This window comes from Streptomyces sp. SudanB182_2057 (assembly GCF_964272715.1).
Lineage (GTDB): Bacteria > Actinomycetota > Actinomycetes > Streptomycetales > Streptomycetaceae > Streptomyces > Streptomyces rubradiris.
Map to the genome: position 1 here is coordinate 2,278,501 of NZ_OZ186798.1, position 18,922 is coordinate 2,297,422.

21 protein-coding genes and 1 pseudogene are annotated in these 18,922 nt (G+C 72.1%); 13 read left to right on the forward strand and 9 right to left on the reverse strand.

Translation table 11 applies throughout. The features are described 5' to 3' along the window. Nucleotides 1–88 precede the first annotated feature (88 nt). Nucleotides 89–565 carry an ATP-binding protein gene (locus tag ACSURM_RS09635; RefSeq protein ID WP_436961016.1) on the reverse strand — a complete coding sequence of 159 codons (477 nt, stop codon included), beginning with the start codon at nucleotides 563–565 and terminating at the stop codon, nucleotides 89–91. A gap of 206 nt (nucleotides 566–771) precedes the next feature. Between ACSURM_RS09635 and ACSURM_RS09640 the strand changes: the two genes are divergently transcribed. Next, complete coding sequence (locus ACSURM_RS09640) at nucleotides 772–1,203, forward strand: ATP-binding protein (RefSeq protein WP_436954601.1); 432 nt, start codon at nucleotides 772–774, stop codon at nucleotides 1,201–1,203. A gap of 63 nt (nucleotides 1,204–1,266) precedes the next feature. On the opposite strand, the gene ACSURM_RS09645 is transcribed toward ACSURM_RS09640, so the two are convergent. Next, nucleotides 1,267–1,632, reverse strand: a complete 366-nt coding sequence (locus ACSURM_RS09645) for a helix-turn-helix transcriptional regulator (RefSeq protein WP_436954602.1) — start codon at nucleotides 1,630–1,632, stop codon at nucleotides 1,267–1,269. Between the two features lie 184 nt (nucleotides 1,633–1,816). Here ACSURM_RS09645 and ACSURM_RS09650 point away from each other — a divergent pair, with 184 nt between their 5' ends. Continuing rightward, nucleotides 1,817–2,125, forward strand: a complete 309-nt coding sequence (locus ACSURM_RS09650) for an STAS domain-containing protein (RefSeq protein WP_436954603.1) — start codon at nucleotides 1,817–1,819, stop codon at nucleotides 2,123–2,125. Nucleotides 2,126–2,200: 75 nt separating this feature from the next. Here ACSURM_RS09650 and ACSURM_RS09655 read toward each other — a convergent pair whose 3' ends face one another. Together ACSURM_RS09655 and ACSURM_RS09660 are read right to left on the reverse strand one after the other, a co-directional pair. Then, nucleotides 2,201–3,070: a GNAT family N-acetyltransferase gene (locus ACSURM_RS09655; protein WP_436954604.1), complete on the reverse strand. Its 870-nt coding sequence runs from the start codon at nucleotides 3,068–3,070 to the stop codon at nucleotides 2,201–2,203. 56 nt (nucleotides 3,071–3,126) lie between these two features. Continuing rightward, entirely contained in the window at nucleotides 3,127–3,726 is a 600-nt protein-coding gene (locus tag ACSURM_RS09660) for a TetR/AcrR family transcriptional regulator (RefSeq protein ID WP_436954605.1), read from the reverse strand. 119 nt (nucleotides 3,727–3,845) lie between these two features. Between ACSURM_RS09660 and ACSURM_RS09665 the strand changes: the two genes are divergently transcribed. Continuing rightward, the gene (locus tag ACSURM_RS09665) at nucleotides 3,846–4,595 is read left to right on the forward strand and encodes an SDR family NAD(P)-dependent oxidoreductase (RefSeq protein WP_436954606.1); all 750 of its coding nucleotides are present in this window, start codon (nucleotides 3,846–3,848) and stop codon (nucleotides 4,593–4,595) included. Nucleotides 4,596–4,610: 15 nt separating this feature from the next. After that, on the forward strand, nucleotides 4,611–5,360 hold the full coding sequence (locus ACSURM_RS09670; protein ID WP_436954607.1) for an SDR family oxidoreductase: 750 nt from the start codon (nucleotides 4,611–4,613) through the stop codon (nucleotides 5,358–5,360). Here ACSURM_RS09670 and ACSURM_RS09675 read toward each other — a convergent pair. From ACSURM_RS09675 to ACSURM_RS09685, 3 genes are read right to left on the reverse strand one after another with little or no spacing between them, the layout of a single operon-like run. After that, nucleotides 5,357–6,364 (reverse strand): ABC transporter substrate-binding protein, encoded by a 1,008-nt coding sequence (locus ACSURM_RS09675; protein WP_436954608.1) that lies wholly within the window; start codon nucleotides 6,362–6,364, stop codon nucleotides 5,357–5,359. The genes ACSURM_RS09670 and ACSURM_RS09675 overlap by 4 nt on opposite strands. A 9-nt stretch (nucleotides 6,365–6,373) precedes the next feature. Continuing rightward, on the reverse strand, nucleotides 6,374–7,141 hold the full coding sequence (locus ACSURM_RS09680; protein ID WP_436954609.1) for an ABC transporter ATP-binding protein: 768 nt from the start codon (nucleotides 7,139–7,141) through the stop codon (nucleotides 6,374–6,376). Nucleotides 7,142–7,144: 3 nt separating this feature from the next. After that, nucleotides 7,145–8,173, reverse strand: a complete 1,029-nt coding sequence (locus ACSURM_RS09685; RefSeq protein WP_436954610.1) for a FecCD family ABC transporter permease — start codon at nucleotides 8,171–8,173, stop codon at nucleotides 7,145–7,147. Between the two features lie 378 nt (nucleotides 8,174–8,551). On the opposite strand from ACSURM_RS09685, the pseudogene ACSURM_RS09690 reads away from it, so the two are divergent. After that, nucleotides 8,552–8,707, forward strand: a pseudogene (locus ACSURM_RS09690) (tRNA (adenosine(37)-N6)-threonylcarbamoyltransferase complex transferase subunit TsaD); the annotation flags it as partial. A 2-nt stretch (nucleotides 8,708–8,709) separates the two neighbouring features. Next, nucleotides 8,710–9,279 carry an N-acetyltransferase family protein gene (locus tag ACSURM_RS09695; protein WP_436954611.1) on the forward strand — a complete coding sequence of 190 codons (570 nt, stop codon included), beginning with the start codon at nucleotides 8,710–8,712 and terminating at the stop codon, nucleotides 9,277–9,279. Between the two features lie 83 nt (nucleotides 9,280–9,362). Here ACSURM_RS09695 and ACSURM_RS09700 read toward each other — a convergent pair whose 3' ends face one another. Beyond that, nucleotides 9,363–10,316 (reverse strand): LysR family transcriptional regulator, encoded by a 954-nt coding sequence (locus ACSURM_RS09700; protein WP_436954612.1) that lies wholly within the window; start codon nucleotides 10,314–10,316, stop codon nucleotides 9,363–9,365. A 137-nt stretch (nucleotides 10,317–10,453) separates the two neighbouring features. Here ACSURM_RS09700 and ACSURM_RS09705 point away from each other — a divergent pair, with 137 nt between their 5' ends. The 7 genes from ACSURM_RS09705 to ACSURM_RS09735 all read left to right on the forward strand — a co-directional run bounded on the left by ACSURM_RS09705 (nucleotide 10,454) and on the right by ACSURM_RS09735 (nucleotide 17,514). Further along, complete coding sequence (locus ACSURM_RS09705) at nucleotides 10,454–10,537, forward strand: putative leader peptide (RefSeq protein ID WP_436961018.1); 84 nt, start codon at nucleotides 10,454–10,456, stop codon at nucleotides 10,535–10,537. Nucleotides 10,538–10,689: 152 nt separating this feature from the next. Next, nucleotides 10,690–11,811, forward strand: a complete 1,122-nt coding sequence (gene sfnG, locus ACSURM_RS09710) for a dimethylsulfone monooxygenase SfnG (protein WP_436954613.1) — start codon at nucleotides 10,690–10,692, stop codon at nucleotides 11,809–11,811. 42 nt (nucleotides 11,812–11,853) lie between these two features. Then, nucleotides 11,854–13,071 carry an acyl-CoA dehydrogenase family protein gene (locus ACSURM_RS09715; RefSeq protein WP_436954614.1) on the forward strand — a complete coding sequence of 406 codons (1,218 nt, stop codon included), beginning with the start codon at nucleotides 11,854–11,856 and terminating at the stop codon, nucleotides 13,069–13,071. Nucleotides 13,072–13,122: 51 nt separating this feature from the next. Beyond that, nucleotides 13,123–13,677, forward strand: a complete 555-nt coding sequence (ssuE, locus tag ACSURM_RS09720; protein WP_436954615.1) for an NADPH-dependent FMN reductase — start codon at nucleotides 13,123–13,125, stop codon at nucleotides 13,675–13,677. 5 nt (nucleotides 13,678–13,682) lie between these two features. Next, nucleotides 13,683–14,867, forward strand: a complete 1,185-nt coding sequence (locus ACSURM_RS09725; RefSeq protein ID WP_436954616.1) for an SfnB family sulfur acquisition oxidoreductase — start codon at nucleotides 13,683–13,685, stop codon at nucleotides 14,865–14,867. 152 nt (nucleotides 14,868–15,019) lie between these two features. Next, the gene (locus ACSURM_RS09730) at nucleotides 15,020–16,171 is read left to right on the forward strand and encodes an LLM class flavin-dependent oxidoreductase (RefSeq protein WP_436954617.1); all 1,152 of its coding nucleotides are present in this window, start codon (nucleotides 15,020–15,022) and stop codon (nucleotides 16,169–16,171) included. Next, nucleotides 16,168–17,514, forward strand: coding sequence for an MFS transporter (locus ACSURM_RS09735; protein ID WP_436954618.1), 1,347 nt, complete (start codon nucleotides 16,168–16,170; stop codon nucleotides 17,512–17,514). Before ACSURM_RS09730 ends, ACSURM_RS09735 begins: the two co-directional genes overlap by 4 nt. 70 nt (nucleotides 17,515–17,584) lie before the next feature. Here ACSURM_RS09735 and ACSURM_RS09740 read toward each other — a convergent pair whose 3' ends face one another. Then, nucleotides 17,585–18,877 carry a C-glycoside deglycosidase beta subunit domain-containing protein gene (locus ACSURM_RS09740; protein ID WP_436954619.1) on the reverse strand — a complete coding sequence of 431 codons (1,293 nt, stop codon included), beginning with the start codon at nucleotides 18,875–18,877 and terminating at the stop codon, nucleotides 17,585–17,587. Nucleotides 18,878–18,922 lie beyond the last annotated feature (45 nt).

Here is an 18,922-nt window from a genome sequence, read left to right on the forward strand (position 1 = left end):
CAGGGCCACGACATCGCGCACCACTTCCCCCGAGGGACCCTCATGTGCCGCGTCCTCACCGGGGCCTCCGGGACCCGGCGCGACGGCCTCACCAGCCTCCTGGCCCGCCCCGCGGATCGTCCGTCAGGGCCAGGCGGGCGGTGATGCGCTTGCCGACCGGCTCCCGGGTGATCTCGAGGCCCTGGCAGAGGGCCATGACGATCTCCAGGCCGTGCTGACCCACCCGGCCGATGTCGGCGGCACGGGCCACCGGCAGCACGGGGTCGGAGTCCCACACCTGGACCTCGACCAGGTCGCCCGCGATCCTCAGGTCCATCACGATCGGGCCGCCCGCGTACTTCTGCGCGTTGGTGACCAGCTCGCTCACCACCAGCTGCGTGACCTCCACAGCCCGCTGCGAGACCGGGACACCGTGCTCGGAGCGCATCCGGGTGAGAAACGCGGCAGCCTCGTGGCGGGCTCTCGCGATGGACGGTCCCTGCCCGTCCAGAGCCACCGCAGCACTCAGGACAGCGTCGTCCGAGTGGGCCGCCATGCTGTCCTCGCCGGCGAAGGTCCGTACCATCCGCACCGCCTCTGCTCTGTCATTCCCGGGCCCGTGTACCCCCGATCGTGCCGGGCAAGCCAGGGTGTCCGAACTGTCGGCCACGCCACACGACGGCGCCCCGTACGGCGGCGGGCACGGCGCGGGACGTCACCGCCGGGTCACGTTGGGTCGCCGCGTACCGGGGCAGACGGGACAGGAAACCGTCGGCGACTTGAGGAGAAACCATGACGGACGAGTCGTCCATGAGGGCTGTCGGGTGGGCACGCTCGTTGCCGATCAGCGCCGGAGTGAAGGAGGCCAGGGACTGGACGCGTGCGCATGTGTCCGCGCTCGGCTGGGAGCGTACGGCACCGGCTCTGGTGGACTCGGTCGTGCTGGCCGTCTCGGAGCTGGTCACCAACGCCCATGTCCACGCCCACAGCAACGCTCAGCTCATCCTCACCTGGGACGAGCGGTGTCTGCATGTGACGGTGCATGACGCCTCACCGCGGCTGCCCGAGCAACGTCACGCGGACCACCGCGCCCTCGGGGGGCGCGGGCTGCTCCTGGTCGACGCCCTCGCCGACGACTGGGAGGTCCGCCGTTGCCCCCGCGGCAAGGACGTCACCGCTTGCTTCCAGCCGCCCGCGGTGGCTGAGGGAACACAAGGCGGGTGAGTACGCGGGCCGACGGCGGAACCGGCGCGGGCTCGCCATCGACGGACGCCCGGCCGCCGGTCGCTACTGGCCCGTGCCGCCGGTGGCGGCCAGCGGGCCGGAGTGGCTGTCGGGTTCCCCTATGCGGTCGGTCTCGTCCCGGACGAGCAGGGAGAGCAGGGCGGCCACGGTCAGGCCCGCTTCCGCGGGATGGCGCAGGACCTTGTCCGGTTCGACGCGGTAGGTGTTGGTGCGTCCTTCGCGGGTGTGGGAGAGGTAACCGTCCTGCTCGAGGTCGGAGATGATCCGCTGGACGGCACGCTCGGTGAGCCGGCAGTGGGCGGCGATGTCACGGATCCGGATGTTCGGGTTGTCGGCGATGGCCGCCAGTACTCGCGCGTGGTTCGTGATGAACGTCCAACCGGTGTGGGATCCAGGCACTGCAACCATGCACGGCATTCTACTGACCCACTTTGCCCGACACCGAATGCATGACATACTTTTCGCGCTATCAGAAGCGTGTTCTCAGCGGGGGAAGACGTGGGAGGAGCCGAGGGTGTTTGTGGAAGAAGGGGTCTCGGACCGCCCCGGCGGCGCCGGTGGGACACCGCCTCGGATCGCCGAGCCGACCGCGGTGACACAGTCCGAATGCCGGGGCGTCCGGGTCATCAGCGCGCACGGGTCCTACGACATGTGCTCGGTCAAGCCTCTGGCGGAGGCTCTGGACGCGGCGGCCGAGGAACACCGGACGGTGGTCCTCGACGCCTCCGGCATCACCTTCGGGGACTCGTCGCTGCTGAACCTGCTGATCCTCGCCCACCAGAAGACCGACCTCCGCGTGGCGGCGCCGACGCGGCAGATCCGCAGACTCCTGGAAATCACGGGAGCGGATACGTTCCTGAAGGTACGGGAGACCGTGGAAGAGGCCGCCGCCTGCCACTGACCGGTCCACCGCCTGCCACTGACCGGTCCGGGCCGGGTCCCGGTCGGACGCCCCAGGGTCCGGGCGGTCGAGCCGTCAGAGGAAGTGCCCGCTGGCCAGATAGGGCGCCGGCTCCGCCATGCCCCGGACCGCGAGATATCCCTCCTGCCCGATGTCGAGCCGGGCTGCCAGCCCCACGTCCACCGCCCAGTGGTTGGCGGTGGTGATGCAGTTGACCAGCGTGTCTCCGCGGGAGACCGCCAGGGCCTCCCAGAGCAGGTCCTGGGCGGTTCGCGGCTCCCCCGCGGCCAGCAGGACGCCCCGCCCCTGTTCCTCGTCCACGTACACGTACCCGGGCCGGCCGGGGTCGTCCGACACGACGAGGCGCAGCCGTTCGAGCATGTACGCGTGGTCCGGGCCGTGGCCCGCCCCGCGTAGCCGCTCGTCGAGCCGGTCCATCCACTCGAAGTCGTCGGCCCGGCCCTCCCGGAGCCCGCTCACCGCCGGCAGCGTCGAGCGGTCGACGGTGCCCACCATGCGCATCTGCGGGTGGAGCGTGAAGCCGGCCAGCCGGTAACGGCGCGTGGCCGCGGGATGCACCGTGGACGAGAACAGTCCCGGTCGCCCGTCGGCGTGGGCCAGCACGGCGTCCATGAGCCGCTTGCCGATTCCCTGCCCCTGACACCTCGTCAGCACCCCATAGGTCGCCAGGTACCAGACGTCGCCCCGGTTCTGCGACATGGCGAATCCGATGACGTCCCCGTCCTCGCCGACCGCGACCCAGCATCCGGCCGGGTCGACCTGGAGGTAGTACCGCATCCGCTCGATCCACTGCTCCGAAGCGGTCTCCGAGCGGGGCTCGACCTCCGGTTCGCACACTCTTCTGCTGCGCCGGTCCGCCTTGAGGAAGAGTGCGGCAGAGGCGCGCTCCGCCGACGGGAGATCTTCCTCGCGCGCCGGCCTCACCTGTGCCGATTCCCTTTTCACGACGTACCGACCACCTCGGCGGTCTCCCTCCCCGGTCATGCCCGTAGCCCTTCCAGGGCCGCGTCGATCGCCGTCTGGGCCGCCGTCCTGTCGAGGCCCGCCCTCGATACTAGGGACAGACCCTGGACGAGGTAGAGCAGGAGCTGCGCCTGGGCCTCCGGGGAGGACGTGTCCGTGACCTCTCCGGCGGCCTGGGCGCGGCGGAGCGCGGCGGCCACGATGTCGGTGAAGCGGCGGTACGAGCGGGTGACGATCTGCGTGGCGTCGCCATCCTGGGGGACGAGTTCGGCGGTCGTGTTGCCGACCAGGCAGCCCTGCGGCACGCCCGCGTCGGTGACCAGTTCGTCCAGCCGCACGGGATGGGTCAGGATGTCGCGCAGGGCGGGCAGGACCGGGCCGGTGTCGAGCGCGGCGGTCAGGTGCCGCTCGTACACCTCCCAGTAGAGCCGGACGGCTTCGAGGTAGAAGCGGCGCTTGTCACCGAACGCGCCGTACAGGCTGCCGCGTTCGACGCCCAGCGCGTCGACCAGGTCCTGGATCGACGTCGCCCCGTATCCCCGGGACCAGAACAGTTCGAGTGCCCGCTCCAGCGTCCGTTCCTTGTCGAACTCGCGGGGGCGTCCGGTTCGTGCCACGTGCTGGATCCTACGACTTCTTGACTACCCGTTCAAGAAGTCGTAGCTTCCGGTGCGGCACTTCTTGAACGGGTGCACAGAAGTGGGTCGTTCACCGGCCCGGCACGAAGGGTGGGGCCATGGAATTCGCGGGCAGGACGGCGCTCGTCACCGGATCCGGCGCGATCGGCGGACTCGGTCACGCGACGGCGAAGGTGCTGTCCGCGGGCGGAGCCGATCTGATCCTGACCGGCACCGACCCGGGGCGCGGTGCCCACGTCGTGGAAGAACTCCGCGCGGCCGGTGGCGAGTCCGCCGGTACGGTGCGTTTCGTCGCCGCCGACCTGTCGGACGTGGCGGGCGTGCGGCGACTGGCCGAGGACGCCGGAGCCGTCGACATCCTGATCAACAACGCGAGCGTGATGGCGTTCTCCCCCACCACCGGGCAGGACCTCGCGAGTTACGACGCCGCCTTCGCGGTGAACGTGCGCGCCCCGTTCCTGCTCACCGCCCTGTTCGCGGAGAAGATGGCCGCGCGCGGCGGCGGCAGCATCGTCAACGTCAGCTCCACCGCGGCCGGTCTCGGCATGCCGGGCACGGCCGTCTACGGCGCCACCAAGGCGGCGCTCGAATCACTGACCCGCACCTGGGCGGCGGAGTTCGCCGGGTCGGACGTGCGGGTCAACGCCGTCGCCCCCGGCCCCATGCGCACCGCGAAGGTGGTCGCCGCGATGGGCCCGGACATGGGCGGCATGGGCCTGGCCACCGCGCTCAAGCGCACCTGCGACCCGGCCGAGGTGGCCCACGTGATCGCCTTCCTCGCCGGCGACCGGGCCAGTTACATGACCGGCGCGGTGGTGGCCGCCGACGGCGGCCGCACCGCGATCTGAGAAGGGAACGCGACCATGGATCGTCTGGCGGGAAAGCACGCACTGATCACAGGAGGGACGAGCGGCATCGGCCTGGAGACGGCCCGCGCGTTCCTCGCCGAGGGAGCGACCGTCGCCATCACCGGCCGCTCCCGGGAACGGCTGGACGAGGCGGCACGGCAACTGAACGGCCCGCTGCTCACCATCGCCAGTGACGCCGGTGACGTACCCGGCCAGGCGGCGCTCGCGGCACGCCTGCGACAGGAGTGGCCGAAGCTCGACATCCTGATGGCCAACGCCGCCGACACCACCCACCTGCCGATCGAGGCATGGACCGAGGAGGCGTTCGACGCGCTCGTCGCGACCAATCTCAAATCGCCGTTCTTCCTGATCAAGGACCTGCTGCCGCTGTTCTCACGGCAGTCCTCGGTCATCCTCGTCGGCTCGGTGTCCGCGTACATCGGACACGACAACGCGACGGTCTACGGCGCGGCCAAGGCGGGCCTGCTCTCCTACACCCGCGGACTCACCCACGAGCTGAAGGACCGGGGCATCCGCGTCAACGGACTGAGCCCGGGCCCGACGGTCACCAACGCGTTCGCCTCCCTGGGTCCCGAGCGCCGGGCCGCCCTGTACGAGCGGCTCCGGCGGACCGTACCCCTCCACCGCCTCGGAACCGCCACCGAGCTGGCGAAGGCGGCGGTCTATCTCGCCTCCGACGAATCCGCCTACACCGCGGGGACCGTCCTGCGCGTCGACGGGGGCATCGGGCAACTCGCTTACTAGGCCCTGTCGTTCGCGACGGTCCGCAGGTAGGCGCCGAGGCGGGCGATCGCCGAGGGGTTGCGGGGGCTTTCGACCAGGTCGGCGTAGTCCAGGGAGATGATGCGCCGGTGCTTGACGGCGGAGACGTCGCGCAACGGGGCGTAGGAGAGCAGGAACCGCTTCTTCTGCTCGGCGCCGACGTCGCCGTAGTCGCAGATGACGATGACGTCCGGGTCGCGCTCCACGACGCTCTCCCAGCCGACCGTGGTCCACGAGTCCGCCACGTCGTGCATGACGTTGACGCCTCCGGCCTCGGTGATGATCTGTTCCGGGGCGGCGTAGCGGCCGGAGGTGAAGGGTGTGTCCCGGCCGCTGTCGTAGAGGAAGACGGAAGGGCGGTCGGAGCCCTTGGGTGCCTTCGCCCGCACGTCCGCGACCTGCTTCTTGAAGTCGGCGATCAGGGCGGCCGCGCGCTTCTGGACGCCGAAGAGCTCGCCGAGGTTGGCGAGGTCGGCGTACAGGGCGTCCAGGGGCGGCATGATGCCGCGGGAGGACTTCGTACGGCCGTTGTGGCAGGACTCGGTGAGGATGTACGAGGGGATGCCGAGCTTCGCCAGCGCGTCGGGGGTGAAGCCGCCGTCCTCGCGGAAGCCGTAGTTCCAGCCGGCGAAGACGAGGTCGGCGCGGGCGTCGAGGACGTTCTCCTTGGTGAGCTGGTCCTTGGACAGCCACTTGACCTTGTCGTAGGCGTCCTTCCAGGGCACGCCGCGCAGGTCTCCCTTGTCGTCGGGCATGGCGAAGCCGGCCATGCGGTCCTCCAGGCCCAGGGCGAACATCAGCTCCGTGATGCCGACGTCGTTGGTGACGACCCGCTCGGGGACCCTGTCGTACGTCACCTTGCGGCCGCAGTTGGTCAGGGTGATGGAGGAGGAGGGTTTCGCGTCCTCGGCCGGCTCCACCGTGGCGCCGCATCCGGTGGCGGTCGCGGCCAGACAGAGGGCGGCGGCGAGTAGCTGCTTGCGCATGGGCATCCTTCAGGCAGTGGGCGGGAGCAGGTCGAACAGGAGCTGGACGGCGTCCGTCTCCGGGTGCCGGACGGTGTGGGCGCGCACGCCGAACACCTCGGCCAGCAAGGGCGGTTGGAGGACCTCCCCGGGTGGTCCCGAGGCGACGATCCGGCCGCCGTCGAGGACGTACAGCACGTCGCAGTGGGCCGCCGCCAGGTTGAGGTCGTGCAACGCGGCCAGCACGGTCAGGCCGCTGGCGCGGACCAGGGACAGCACGTCCAACTGGTGGGCGATGTCGAGGTGGTTGGTGGGTTCGTCGAGGACCAGGATCCTCGGCTGCTGGGTCAGGGCCCGGGCGATGAGGACCCGTTGCTTCTCGCCGCCGGACAGGCCGAGGAAGCCGCGGCCGGCGAGGTGGGCGACTCCGGTGCGGGCCATCGCCCGGGCGCAGATCTCGCGGTCCGAGGCGGCCGTGCGGCCCTGGTGCGGCAGCCGGCCCATGGCGACCACCTCGGCGACGGTGAAGTCGAACTCGGCCGAGGACTCCTGGGGCAGCGCGGCCAGCGCGCGGGCGGCGGCCCGCGCGTCCATGGCGTGCAGGTCGTCCCCGTCCAGCCGCACCGCTCCCCCGGCCGGCCGCAGCGCCCGGTAGAGGGAGCGCAGCAGGGTCGACTTGCCGCTGCCGTTGGGACCGACGAGTCCGGCGAAGGCCCCGCTGCCGACGGTGAGATCGATGTGTTCGACCAGCCGGATGCCGGCCGCCTCGATGGTGATGTCCTCGATGTCGAGTCGCATCGCTCAGCGCCCTCCGAACGCGTAGGCGCCCCGCCGCATCAGCAGCAGGAACGCGGGGACGCCGACCACCGCGGTGATCACTCCGACCGGCAGTTCGGCGGGCGCGAACAGCAGCCGGGACAGTGCGTCCGCCCACACCAGCAGCACCGCTCCGGCGAGCGGGGCGACCGCCAGTACCCGCCGGTGGTCGGCGCCGACCAGCATCCGGACGACGTGCGGCACCATCAGTCCGACGAATCCGATGGCCCCGCTGACCGCCACCACCGTGCCGGTCACGGCCGCGGTGACGAGGAACAGCTCCCGGCGCAGCCGGGCCGGTCCGACGCCGAGCGCGGCCGCGGTCTCGTCGCCCATGGCGAGCGCGTTGAGCGCCTCGGCCCGCCACCGCAGCCAGGCCCATCCGGCCGCCACCGCGACGGCGGCGAGCGGGAGTTGGGCCCAGGTGGCGCCGCCCAGGCTGCCCAGCAGCCACATCATCGCGGACCGGGCCGCCTCGCCCCGGGCCGCGCCGAACACCATGACCGTGGTGACGGCCTCGAAGCCGTACGCCAGTGCCGTGCCGGTGAGGATCAGCCGCAGGGGCGTCAGTCCGTGCGGGGAGCGGGCCGCGGCGTACACGAGCGTCATGGCCGCGAGGGCGGAGGCGAACGCCGAGGCGGACAGCGCCCACACGCCGAGCCCGGCGAACGCGCCGAGGAGGATGACGGCGTTGGCGCCCACCGCCGCGCCCGAGGAGATGCCGAGGACGAAGGGATCGGCCAGCGCGTTGCGCACCATGGCCTGCACGGCCACCCCGACGGTCGCGAGCCCCGCTCCGACCACGGCGCCCAGCAGCACCCGCGGCAGGCGGATCTCCCAGACGATGGTGTACTCGGCCGCGTCCCGCGCGTGCACGGTCCCGCCGGTGAGTCCGGCCCACAGGAAGTGCGGTACGTCCGCCCAGCCGACGCCGGCGGCGCCGAGCCCGGTCCCGCTCACGAGGGACAGCAGGAGCAGCAGTGCCAGGGACAGGCTGAGCGACAACACGGGCATGCGGGTGGGGGCCGTACCTCGGCGCACCTATGGGCCTTTCGAACGGGCCGCCTGCTGGACGTCGAGCAGGATCAGCCCGCAGGGCCGTGGCCGGCCGTACGGTACCCCTCTCGCGGTCCACGGCGAGCAGTCAACGGGTCGCTACGCCCCCGCAGGCGATCGGGCTCGCACGGCAACCGTCGGTTCCGGTTCCGTGCATACCGTTGCGGGTCAGCGCCGGTCTCTCACCGGACTTCCCCTACGGGAGGCATGGGCCTGGCGTCAGGCCCGGGTGTACGGGGCGCACTCTACTAAGCGGTCGTCCGCGCGCCCGAGCCCGGGTTCACATCCGGGGGTTCTTATTGCACACTGATTGCAATAACTATTTCTTCGCAGGAGGGGGGCGCCGTGGCATCGAGCACGGACGAGCACGCCCACTTCGGCGGCGTGGTGCCCGAGGCCGCGTCCCGGGCCCACCCGTGCGCCCCGCGCCCGGTGGTGCGTCAGGCGCCGGACCGGGCCGGGCCGCGGCCCTCCGGCGTCGCGGCGGTGGCCGCGTGACGGACATCCGTGTCGTCGCCCGCGACGCGTGTCTGGAGCACGGCGCCGCCCTGCGCGCCGTCTACGCCGACGCGTTCTGCGCGCCGCCCTGGAACGAGGACGAGGAGAGGGCGGACGCCTTCCTCGCGCGGCTCGGCCGGGACGTACGGCGTCCCGGGTTCACCGCGGCACTCGCCTTCGACGGACACGCTGTCGTGGGTTTCGCCACCGCCTGGGACACGCCCTCCCCCTTCCCGGGCGACCGCTGCCATCCGCAAGCCGCCGCCGGTCTCGGCCCGAGCCGTACCGTTGAGTGGCTGTGCGGCGCCCGCGAGATCGACGAACTCGCCGTCCGCTCCACCGCTCGCGGCACCGGGACGGCGGCCGGCCTCCTGCGCGCGGTGACCGAGGACGCCCCCGGCGGCCGCGCCTGGCTGCTCACCTCCCTCCGCTCGCCCCGGGCCATGGCCTTCTACCGCCGCCAGGGCTGGACCCAGGCCACCCACCCCGCCCCCGGCGGCCACGGCATCACGGTCTTCCTCGGCCCTCGCCACCCCGCCCGGACCCTGGCCGCCCGGCCCTTGTAGCCACCCGCGCCCCGCTCCGCGCAGCGCCGGGATCCGCCAATCTCGGGCCGCGGCGGGCGGCTTTCCTCGCGCTCGCGGTGCGATCAGTGCGGCGAGGGCCCGGACGCGGCCGGCCGAGGGCAGGCGCCGGTGAGTGTGCCGCCCAAGTGCCGGGCCGTGCGCACGAACACCTCGTGCAGGTCCCGGGCCGCCTGCGGCCGCGACTCCGCCTTGCGGCGTTGCAGCATCAGCAGCACCCGGGGCGCGTCCGCGGCGACCGGCCGGTGCGTGATCAGCCCCTGCCGCTCCAGCGGATCCCCGCACACGCTGAAGTCCGGCAGCACCGTCACCCCCAGCCCCTCGGCGACCATCAGCTTGCCCATCTCCGCACCGTCGGTCGAGTACGAGAAGGACGCCGTACGGCCGTCCAGCAGCCGGTGCACATAACGGTGCATCACATACCCGGTGCGCATGGCGATCAGCGGCTGGCCGAGCAGGTCCTCCACCGTCACCACCGGGCGGGAGGCGAGGGGGCTGTCCGGCCGGACGCACACCACCGGCCGGCCCCGCAGCAGCTCGGTGGACTCGAAGTCGGCGGGCAGGTCGTCCCCCTCCAGATGGTTGACCAGACCGAGGTCGAAACCGCCCTCCGACAGCACCCGGTGGATGTCCGACTGCCGCGCGCCGACCACCTCGACCTGGGTGACGGGGTGGGCGGCGCGAAAGGCACGCACGACCGGGATGAGCAGCGGTACCGTCGCCGCGTTGACCGTGCCCACGCGCACCATCCGGCTGATGCGGTGCTGCTCGCCCGCCGCGGCCCTGAGCCGGTCGACCGCCTCCAGCACACCGACGACGTGAGGCAGCAGCTCCCTGCCCGCGGCACTCATGGTGGCCCCGGTCCGCTTGCGCTCCAGCAGGTCGACCCCGAGCTCCCGTTCCAGATTGCGCACCGTCTCGCTCAACGCCGGCTGCGACAGGCGCAGTTCCTCGGCGGCCCGGCGCAGCGAACCGAGCCGGACGACGGCCGCTATGTACTCCAGCTGTTCCGTTCGCACACCCGCAGAGTGCGGTGTGTTCCGGGACTCGTTCAAGGGTTTTCCTGTCACACCCTCGTGAATTCCAATGGTCCGCGACGCGAAACCGGTCGGGTTTACCTTGACGGCTTCACCCGGCTGCTGCCAGCATCGTCGGTATGAAGACGCGACTGGACCTCACGCGGCGACGCCATGTCGACCTCGCCCGCGTCGCCAGCGCCTCCTGTTGCGGCGCGGCCTGATCCGCCGATCGGCCGCCCTTCTCCCACGCCACGCCCGTCACAGCACGGCCGCGTGCCGCGTATTCACCGCACCGCCTGAATTCGGAATTCCCGCACGCCCTTCGTGAATTCGGCGGCGGGAAACACCGCACATTCCGCAACAGGAGTTCCGCATGCCCGCACAGCCCCTCAAGTTCGCCTATTGGGTGCCCAATGTCAGCGGCGGACTGGTCACCAGCACGATCGAACAACGCACCGACTGGGGGTACGACTACAATCGCGAACTCGCCGTACTCGCCGAGAACAACGGCTTCGAGTACGCCCTCACCCAGGTCCGCTACATGGCGAGCTACGGTGCCGAGTACCAGCACGAATCCACCAGTTTCAGCCTGGCCCTGCTGCTGGCCACCCAGCGCCTGAAGGTCATCGCCGCCGTCCACCCGGGACTGTGGCACCCCGGCGTCCTGGCCAAGCTCGGCGCCACCGCCGACCACCTGTCCGGCGGCCGCTTCGCCGTCAACGTGGTCAGCGGCTGGTTCAAGGAGGAGTTCACCGCCCTCGGCGAACCCTGGCTGGAGCACGACGAACGGTACCGGCGCTCCGAGGAGTTCATCACCGCGCTGCGCCGCGCCTGGACCGAGGACCGCGCCGAACTGGCGGGCGACTTCTACCGGTTGCGCGGCTTCTCCCTCAAACCCAAGCCGCCGCGTACCCCCGGCCGGCCGCACCCGGAGATCTTCCAGGGCGGCAACTCCACGGCCGCCCGGCACATGGCGGGCCGGGTGTCCGACTGGTACTTCTCCAACGGCAAGGACTTCGACGGAGTCGTCGAGCAGATCGAGGACATCCGTGCCGCCGCGGCCGGGGCGGGGCGCACCGCGCCCAGGTTCGGGCTCAACGGCTTCCTCATCGCCCGCGACACCGAGCGCGAGGCCCGCGAGACCCTGCGCGAGATCGTCGCCCGGGCCGACACCGAGGCCGTCGAGGGCTTCGGCGCCGCGGTCGGGCAGGCCGGCCGGTCCACCACCGACGGCAAGGGCATGTGGCAGGACTCCTCCTTCGAGGACCTCGTGCAGTACAACGACGGCTTCCGGACGGGTCTGATCGGCACCCCCGAGCAGATCGCCGAGCGCATCGTCGCCTACAAGAAACTCGGCGTCGACCTCTTCCTGCTCGGCTTCCTGCACTACCACGAGGAGGTCGAGTACTTCGGCACGCGGGTGCTGCCCCTCGTCCGGGAACTGGAAGCCGGGCTCACCGGCGCCGAGGACGCGTCCGTCCCCGCTCATGCCTGACCCCCGCCCTCCGCATCGCACCGTGAAAGAGGTCACCCCCGCATGAGCGCTGACACGCCCACCGACTGGACCACCCGCCCCGCCCCGCGCACGGCCGCGGACTGGATCGCCCGCGCCGCCGAGGTGGCCGCCGTGCTCGCCGCCGACGCCGCCGAGCGCGACCGGGCCGGCGCCACCCCGTACGCCGAGGTGCGCCTGCTGAAGGACTCCGGCCTGGTCACCCTGCTCGGCCCCGTGGAGCACGGCGGCGCGGGCCAGGACTGGCGCACGGCCTACCGGGTCGTCCGCGAGGTGGCCAAGGCCGACGGCTCCATCGGCCAGCTCCTCGGCTACCACTACCTCTGGAGCTGGGCCGCCCGCCTGGTCGGCACCCGCGAGCAGTGGGAGCACGTCGAGGCCGAGGCCGCCCGCCACCGCTGGTTCTTCGGCGGCGCGGTGAACCCGCGCGACAAGGACGTCGTCGTCACCGAGGACGGCGACGACCTCGTCTTCACCGGCCGCAAGTCCTTCTCCACCGGCAGCAGGGTCTCCGACGTCACCGTCCTGGAAGGCGTCTTCGAGGGCACCGACCACCATGTCTTCGCCATCGTGCCCTCCGACAGCGCGGGCCTGGTCTTCCACGACGACTGGGACAACATCGGCCAGCGGCTCACCGAGAGCGGCAGCGTCACGCTGGACGGCGTCCGCACCCCGTGGTCCACGGCGGCCGGCTACGTGGACAAGCGGTTCCAGCCGCGCGTGTACAACACCCTCAACGTGCCCACCATCCAGCTCGTCTTCGTCAACCTCTACCTCGGGATCGCGGGCGGCGCCCTGGAGACGGCCGCCGCGTACACCCGTACCAAGTCCCGCGCCTGGCTGCACGGCGGCCACGAGCGCGCGGTCGACGAGCCGTACGTCATCGACACCTACGGCGACCTCACCGCCGGACTCTGGGCGGTCGAGGCGCTCGCCGACGCGGTCGCCGCCGAGGGGCAGGTGCTGCACGACGACCCCGACGCGGTGACCGAGCGGGCCCGCGGCGAGTTCGAGGTGCGGGTGGCCGCCGCCAAGGCGCGCGCCACCGATGTCGCCCTCGAGATCACCAGCCGCGTCTTCGAGGTCACCGGCGCCCGTTCCACGGCGAGCACCGAGGGGCTGGACCGCTTCTGGCGCAACGTCCGCACCCACACCCTGCACGACCCGGTCGCCTACAAGCGGCGCGAGGTCGGCCGCTGGGTCCTGGAGGGCGAACTGCCCGAACCCACCTGGTACTCCTGACCGACGGGGCGCCCCCGCGCGGGGCGCCCCTCCGCCCGAAAGAGAAACCCCATGGCCACCGTTCTGTCCGTCTCCGGCAGCCCCTCCGCCTCCTCCCGCACCAACCGTCTGCTGCGCCACCTGGACCAGCGGCTCCTCGCCCACGGCCACCAGGTGGTCCCCCTCGACGTCAGGACCATCCCTCCCGAGGCCCTGCTCGGCGCCGACTTCCGGCACCCGGCCATCCTGGAGGTGACGGAACTGTTCGCCCGCGCCGACGGCGTCGTCGTCGGCTCACCGGTCTACAAGGCCGCGTACTCCGGGGTGCTCAAGGCGCTCCTCGACCTGCTGCCGCAGTACGCCCTGCGGGGCAAGACCGTGCTGCCGCTGACCACCGGCGGCAGCACGGCGCACGTCCTGGCCCTCGACTACGCGCTGCGTCCGGTCCTGAGCTCCATGGGGGCCGCGCACATCGTCCAGGGATGGTTCACCCTCGACCGGGACCTCACGGTGCGTGACGACGGCTCCCTCGGCATCGCCCCGGCCGCCGACGAGGCACTGACCCGCGTGATCGACCACTTCTCGGCCGCGCTCGGCCGGACCCCGCTGCTGGCCACGGCGGGCTGATCACCGTGACCGCCCATGTGATCGCCGACGACGCCGAAGCCCTCGCCGTCGCCGCGGAGCTGGCCGAGGAGTTCCGGGCGGGTGCCTCCGCGCGCGACGCGGAGCGCGGGCTGCCCCGGCGGGAACTGGACCGGCTGTCCGCCGCCGGGCTCCTGGCCGTCACCGTGCCCGCCGCCCACGGCGGAGCGGACGTCCGCACCGAGACCCTCGCGGAGATCTTCCGCCTGCTCGGATCGGCGGACGCCAGCATCGCCCAGATCCCGCAGAGCCACTTCGTGTACGTCAACGTCATCCGCCGCCAGGGCACGCCCGAGCAGCGGAAGTTCTTCTTCGCCGAACTGCTCGCCGGGCGCCGCCTCGGCAACGCCCAGTCGGAGGCCGGCACCCGGCACGTCCAGGACATCCGCACCCGGCTGCGGCGCCGTCCCGACGGCTCGTACCTGCTGAACGGCGTCAAGCACTACTGCACCGGCGCCCTGTTCGCCCACTGGATCCCCGTGCTGGCCCGGGCCGAGGACGACACCCTGCACGCGGCGTACGTCCCCCGGGACGCTCCCGGCCTCAGGGTCGTCGACGACTGGGACGGGATGGGCCAGCGGACCACCGCCAGCGGCACCGTCCACCTCGCGGACGTCGCCGTGCCCGCCGACCGGGTGCTGCCCCACCACCTGACCTTCCAGGGCCCGCAACTGCACGGCGCCTTCGCCCAGTTGCTGCACGCGGCCATCGACGCGGGCATCGCCGCAGGTGCCCTCGCCGAGGCGGCGGCGTTCGTGCGGACGAAGAGCAGGCCCTGGTTCGAGAGCGGGGTCGAGTCCGCCGCCGAGGACCCGCTGCTCATCCAGCGGTTCGGCGAACTGGGCGTCCGGGTCAGAGCCGCCGAGGCGCTGCTGCGGGAGGCCGCCCGCACCGTCGACGCGGCCCGCGACGACCTCACCGACGACTCCGCGGCCGCCGCGTCCATCGCGGTCGCCGCCGCCAAGGTGGTGGCGGCACAGGCCGCGGTCGAGGTCTCCAGCGCCCTGTTCGAGGTGGCGGGCACCCGCGCGGCCCTCCGGTCGCTGAACCTGCACCGGCACTGGCGCGACGCCCGGACCCACACCCTGCACGACCCGACGCGCTGGAAGATCCAGCACATCGGACGGTACGTGATCGACGGCACCAGACCGCCGCGCCACGGCCTGCTGTAGGGGGCGGGTGCCGCACCACCGACGACACCTTAGAGGCCCCCGGCCTCCTCGGGCCCGCAGGACCACTGGGCCCTCAGCCCCCGCCCGCCTCCCCGCACGGCACCGACACCGGCCTGCCCGGCAGCCGTTCCCGTACCCGCTTCGGAGTTCTCATGTCTGCCCTCACCTTCCATTGGTTCCTGCCCACGACCGGTGACAGCCGGCACGTCGTCGGCGGCGGTCACGGGTCCACGCCCGGCATCGCCGCCGGGGACCGCCCGGCCTCCGTCGAATACCTCGGCCAGATCGCCCGGACCGCCGAACAGCTCGGCTTCGTCGGGGCACTCACCCCGACGGGCGGGTGGTGCGAGGACGCGTGGGTGACCACGGCCATGCTGACGCAGGTGACCGACCGGCTGAAGTTCCTGGTGGCCTTCCGGCCCGGGCAGATCGGCCCGACGCTGTCGGCACAGATGGCCGCGACCTTCCAGCGGCAGTCGCACGGGAGGCTGCTGCTGAACGTGGTCACCGGCGGGGAATCCGCCGAACAGCGCGCTTACGGCGACTTCCTCGACAAGGACCAGCGGTACGCCCGCACCGGGGAGTTCCTCGACATCGTGCGGCGGCTGTGGGCGGGCGAGACGGTCGACCATCACGGTGAGCATCTGCGGGTCGAGGGCGCCAGGTTGAGCCGGCTGCCCGAGCCCGCACCGCGGATCTACTTCGGCGGCTCCTCGGCCGCGGCCGGCGAGGTGGCGGCGCGGTACACGGACGTGTACCTGACCTGGGGCGAACCGCCGCAGCAGGTGAAGCAGAAGATCGACTGGGTGCGTTCGCTGGCCGCCGCGCACGGCCGGCGGGTGCGCTTCGGCATCCGCCTGCACACCATCAGCCGGGACACGTCGGCGCAGGCGTGGGCCGAGGCGGAGCGGCTGCTCAAGGCCATGGACCCCGCACGCATCAGGGAGGTGCAGCAGGGCCTGGCGGCCAGCGAGTCCGAGGGACAGCGGCGGATGCGCGAGCTGCACCGCGGCGGTGACACCGGCGACCTGGAGGTCTACCCGAACCTGTGGGCGGGCATCGGCCTCGTCCGCGGCGGCGCGGGCACGGCGCTGGTCGGCAGCCACACGGAGGTCGCCGACCTGATCGAGGAGTACCACCGCCTCGGCATCGAGGAGTTCGTGCTGTCCGGGGTGCCGCACCTGGAAGAGGCGTACTGGTTCGGGGAAGGCGTTCTGCCGGTACTGGAGAAGCGCGGCCTGTGGCGGCACCCGGCGGGTCCGCGCACCGTCGAGACGGGCATCGTCCCGTTCGCCGCCCGATGAGCGCCGCGTCCGCGTCCCCGCGGGCCGAGACCCGTGCCCACGAGCCGGACCCCACCGATCCGCGGACCCTGAGGACGGTGGTGCTCGCCAGCCTGCTGGGCACCACCGTGGAGTGGTACGACTTCTTCCTGTACAGCACCGCCGCGGGACTCGTCTTCGGCAAACTGTTCTTCCCCACGGCCGACGGCACCGTGGGCACGATGCTGTCGTTCGCCACGTTCGCCGTGGGCTTCGTCGCCCGTCCCGTGGGCGGCCTGCTCTTCGGCCACGTCGGCGACCGGATCGGCCGCAAGCACACCCTGGCCTTCACGATGGGCCTGATGGGCGTCTCCACCGCCCTCATCGGCCTGCTGCCCACCTACGAGCAGGCCGGCGTCCTCGCTCCGGCGTCGCTCCTGGTACTGCGTGTCGCCCAGGGCGTGGCCCTCGGCGGAGAATGGGCCGGGGCGGTCCTGCTGGCCGTGGAGTACGGGCCCACGGGCCGCAAGGGCCGGTTCGGCAGCTACCCGCAGATCGGGCTGGCCCTCGGACTGGCGCTCGGCACCGGAGTGTTCGCGCTGCTGGACGACGTGCTCGGCGAGGCGGCGTTCCTCGACTACGGATGGCGGATCGCGTTCCTGGTCAGCCTCGTCCTCGTCGTCGTCGGACTGACGGTACGGCTGCGGATCGAGGAGACACCGGCGTTCCGTGCCGCAGGGCGGCTGCGGGAGACGCCCCGGCCCGCCCCGCTGGTCCAACTGCTGCGCGAGCCCGCAGCGCGGCGGCATGTCCTGCTCGGGATGCTGGCGCGGTGGGGCGAGGGAGCCGCCTTCAACACCTGGGCCGTCTTCGCCCTCACGTACGCGACCGGGACGCTGCGCCTGGACCGCACACCGGTGCTGCTCGCGGTCACGGCCGCGGCGCTCGTGATGGCCGCCCTGATACCGGTGGCCGGGCGCGCGGTCGACCGCCGTGGGGCCCGCGGGGTCTACCGCGCGGGCATGGCCGCCTTCGCCGTCTCGGTCTTCCCGGCGTTCTGGTTGTTCGGCACCGGAGGGGCCCCGGCCTTCGCCGTGACGCTCGTCGTGACCCTGGGGGTCGTGCACGCCTGGTTCTACGGCGCTCAAGGCACGCTGTTCGCCGCTCTGTTCGCCACCCCCGTCCGGTACACGGGCATGTCCTTCGTCTACCAGGTGTCCGGTGTCTTCGCGTCCGGCGTCACCCCGCTGATCATGACCGCCCTGCTGGCCTTCGGCTCGGGGAGCCCCTGGTGGGCCTGCGGCTACCTCGCGCTGACGGGGCTGGTGAGCGTGTGGGCGACCGGCCGGCTGCGCGGCGAGGACCTGCACGTGGCCACCGGCTAGCCGCCCGTGACCGCCCGGCCCGTATGCCGCGCGGTGCCTCCCGGGCGTCAGACCAGGTCCGCGCCCGCGTTCAGCGACTCGCGTTCAGCAAGCGGAGCAGGGCGTGCTGGCGGCGGACCTGGTCGCGGCCCCGGTAGGGTTCGCGCCGGCCCTCGTACTCGCTGGAGAGCCAGCCCCGCCAGCCGGCCGTGCGCAGGGTGGCGAGGATGTCGTGCCAGGGGATGTGCAGGTCGGTGAGCCGGTCGTCGATCTCGAAGAACTTCGCCTGGATGAAGTACACGTGCGGCAGCACGTCGGCGAGGTGGGACATGGGGACGGCCAGGGGTTCCAGGAACGCGGGGCGCTTCTTGCCCTCGAAGCCCTCGTGGCCGTCGTCGACCGGGGCGGTCTGGAAGATGCCGGTGTCGATCAGCAGCTTGAAATGGTCGCTGCCGGTCCGGTCGATGAAGTCCAGGTACGCCTGGGTGACCGGGTGCTTGATCGGGGTGGGGCTGTGGATCTCGGGGCAGATGACGATGTCGAGGTCGGCCGCGAGGTCCAGGACCCGTTCCACTGCGGGCTGCCAGACGGGGTGCGGGTCGAGCTCCGGGGTGACGACGCCGAACTTGGGGCGGATCGAGGTGAAGCCGAGCAGCTTGGCCAGGCGCAGGTCGCGTTCGAGCTGGGCGCGGGCCTCCTCGGCGGTGAGGTCGCGGTCGCGCCACATCGCGGTGTCGACCCAGGAGCCGTAGTTCGTCGGCGTGAGTCCGTACCGGTCCAGGTCCCGGTGCCAGGTGTCGATCCAGTCGGAGCCGGGGTGCGGGTAGCCGGGGATGTTGCCTTCGCCGAGGATCTCGATGCCGGTGGCGCCCAGGTCGGCGATGTCGGCCATGGCGTCCTGGAGCGTCATCGACGTGTACAGGTCGCCCGAGTAGCTGTAGAGCGAGACGCCGTAGCGCGGTCCGTGCGGGGTGCCGTCGTCGTCGGGCACGATCGTGGCCGTGGTGGCGGCGCGGAACACGGAGGGCCCGGCGACCTCGGGAATGTAGGGCCGGCGCAGGTGGATCGCGACCTCGACGCGGTGGACGCCCGCGCTCAGGCCGCCCGGGTGGTCGACGGAGAGTACGGCGGTCTCGTCGAGCTGCCAGCGTACGTCCGTGGAGGCGCGCAGCTCGTCGAGGGTGAACGTGCGGCCCTGGAGCGTCCAGCGCTGCGCCTCGCGCGGGAACGGGTGTCCGTCGACGCTCACGTCGGCGCCGTCGACGAGGCTGCCGGCGACGCCCCGGTAGTTGGGGTTGCGCAGGAGGAGCCGGAAGCCCGTGACCCCGGTGCCGTCGGTCGTGTTGCGGAAGCCGCGCTGCTGGATGATCGGGCGTTCGAGCATGGTGGGTCCTTCGTGACGGGTTGCCGTGGGGAGGTGTGGGTGGGT

Excerpts from the sequence above, each read along its gene's own strand:
- ssuE (WP_436954615.1), top strand. The coding sequence starts at position 13,123 with ATGGCCACCGTTCTGTCCGTCTCCGGCAGCCCCTCCGCCTCCTCCCGC.
- sfnG (WP_436954613.1), top strand. The coding sequence starts at position 10,690 with ATGCCCGCACAGCCCCTCAAGTTCGCCTATTGGGTGCCCAATGTCAGC.
- ACSURM_RS09670 (WP_436954607.1), top strand. The coding sequence starts at position 4,611 with ATGGATCGTCTGGCGGGAAAGCACGCACTGATCACAGGAGGGACGAGC.
- ACSURM_RS09730 (WP_436954617.1), top strand. The coding sequence starts at position 15,020 with ATGTCTGCCCTCACCTTCCATTGGTTCCTGCCCACGACCGGTGACAGC.
- ACSURM_RS09635 (WP_436961016.1), bottom strand. The coding sequence starts at position 565 with ATGGTACGGACCTTCGCCGGCGAGGACAGCATGGCGGCCCACTCGGAC.
- ACSURM_RS09735 (WP_436954618.1), top strand. The coding sequence starts at position 16,168 with ATGAGCGCCGCGTCCGCGTCCCCGCGGGCCGAGACCCGTGCCCACGAG.
- ACSURM_RS09715 (WP_436954614.1), top strand. The coding sequence starts at position 11,854 with ATGAGCGCTGACACGCCCACCGACTGGACCACCCGCCCCGCCCCGCGC.
- ACSURM_RS09645 (WP_436954602.1), bottom strand. The coding sequence starts at position 1,632 with ATGGTTGCAGTGCCTGGATCCCACACCGGTTGGACGTTCATCACGAAC.
- ACSURM_RS09705 (WP_436961018.1), top strand. The coding sequence starts at position 10,454 with ATGAAGACGCGACTGGACCTCACGCGGCGACGCCATGTCGACCTCGCC.
- ACSURM_RS09640 (WP_436954601.1), top strand. The coding sequence starts at position 772 with ATGACGGACGAGTCGTCCATGAGGGCTGTCGGGTGGGCACGCTCGTTG.
- ACSURM_RS09665 (WP_436954606.1), top strand. The coding sequence starts at position 3,846 with ATGGAATTCGCGGGCAGGACGGCGCTCGTCACCGGATCCGGCGCGATC.
- ACSURM_RS09680 (WP_436954609.1), bottom strand. The coding sequence starts at position 7,141 with ATGCGACTCGACATCGAGGACATCACCATCGAGGCGGCCGGCATCCGG.
- ACSURM_RS09675 (WP_436954608.1), bottom strand. The coding sequence starts at position 6,364 with ATGCGCAAGCAGCTACTCGCCGCCGCCCTCTGTCTGGCCGCGACCGCC.
- ACSURM_RS09740 (WP_436954619.1), bottom strand. The coding sequence starts at position 18,877 with ATGCTCGAACGCCCGATCATCCAGCAGCGCGGCTTCCGCAACACGACC.
- ACSURM_RS09685 (WP_436954610.1), bottom strand. The coding sequence starts at position 8,173 with ATGCCCGTGTTGTCGCTCAGCCTGTCCCTGGCACTGCTGCTCCTGCTG.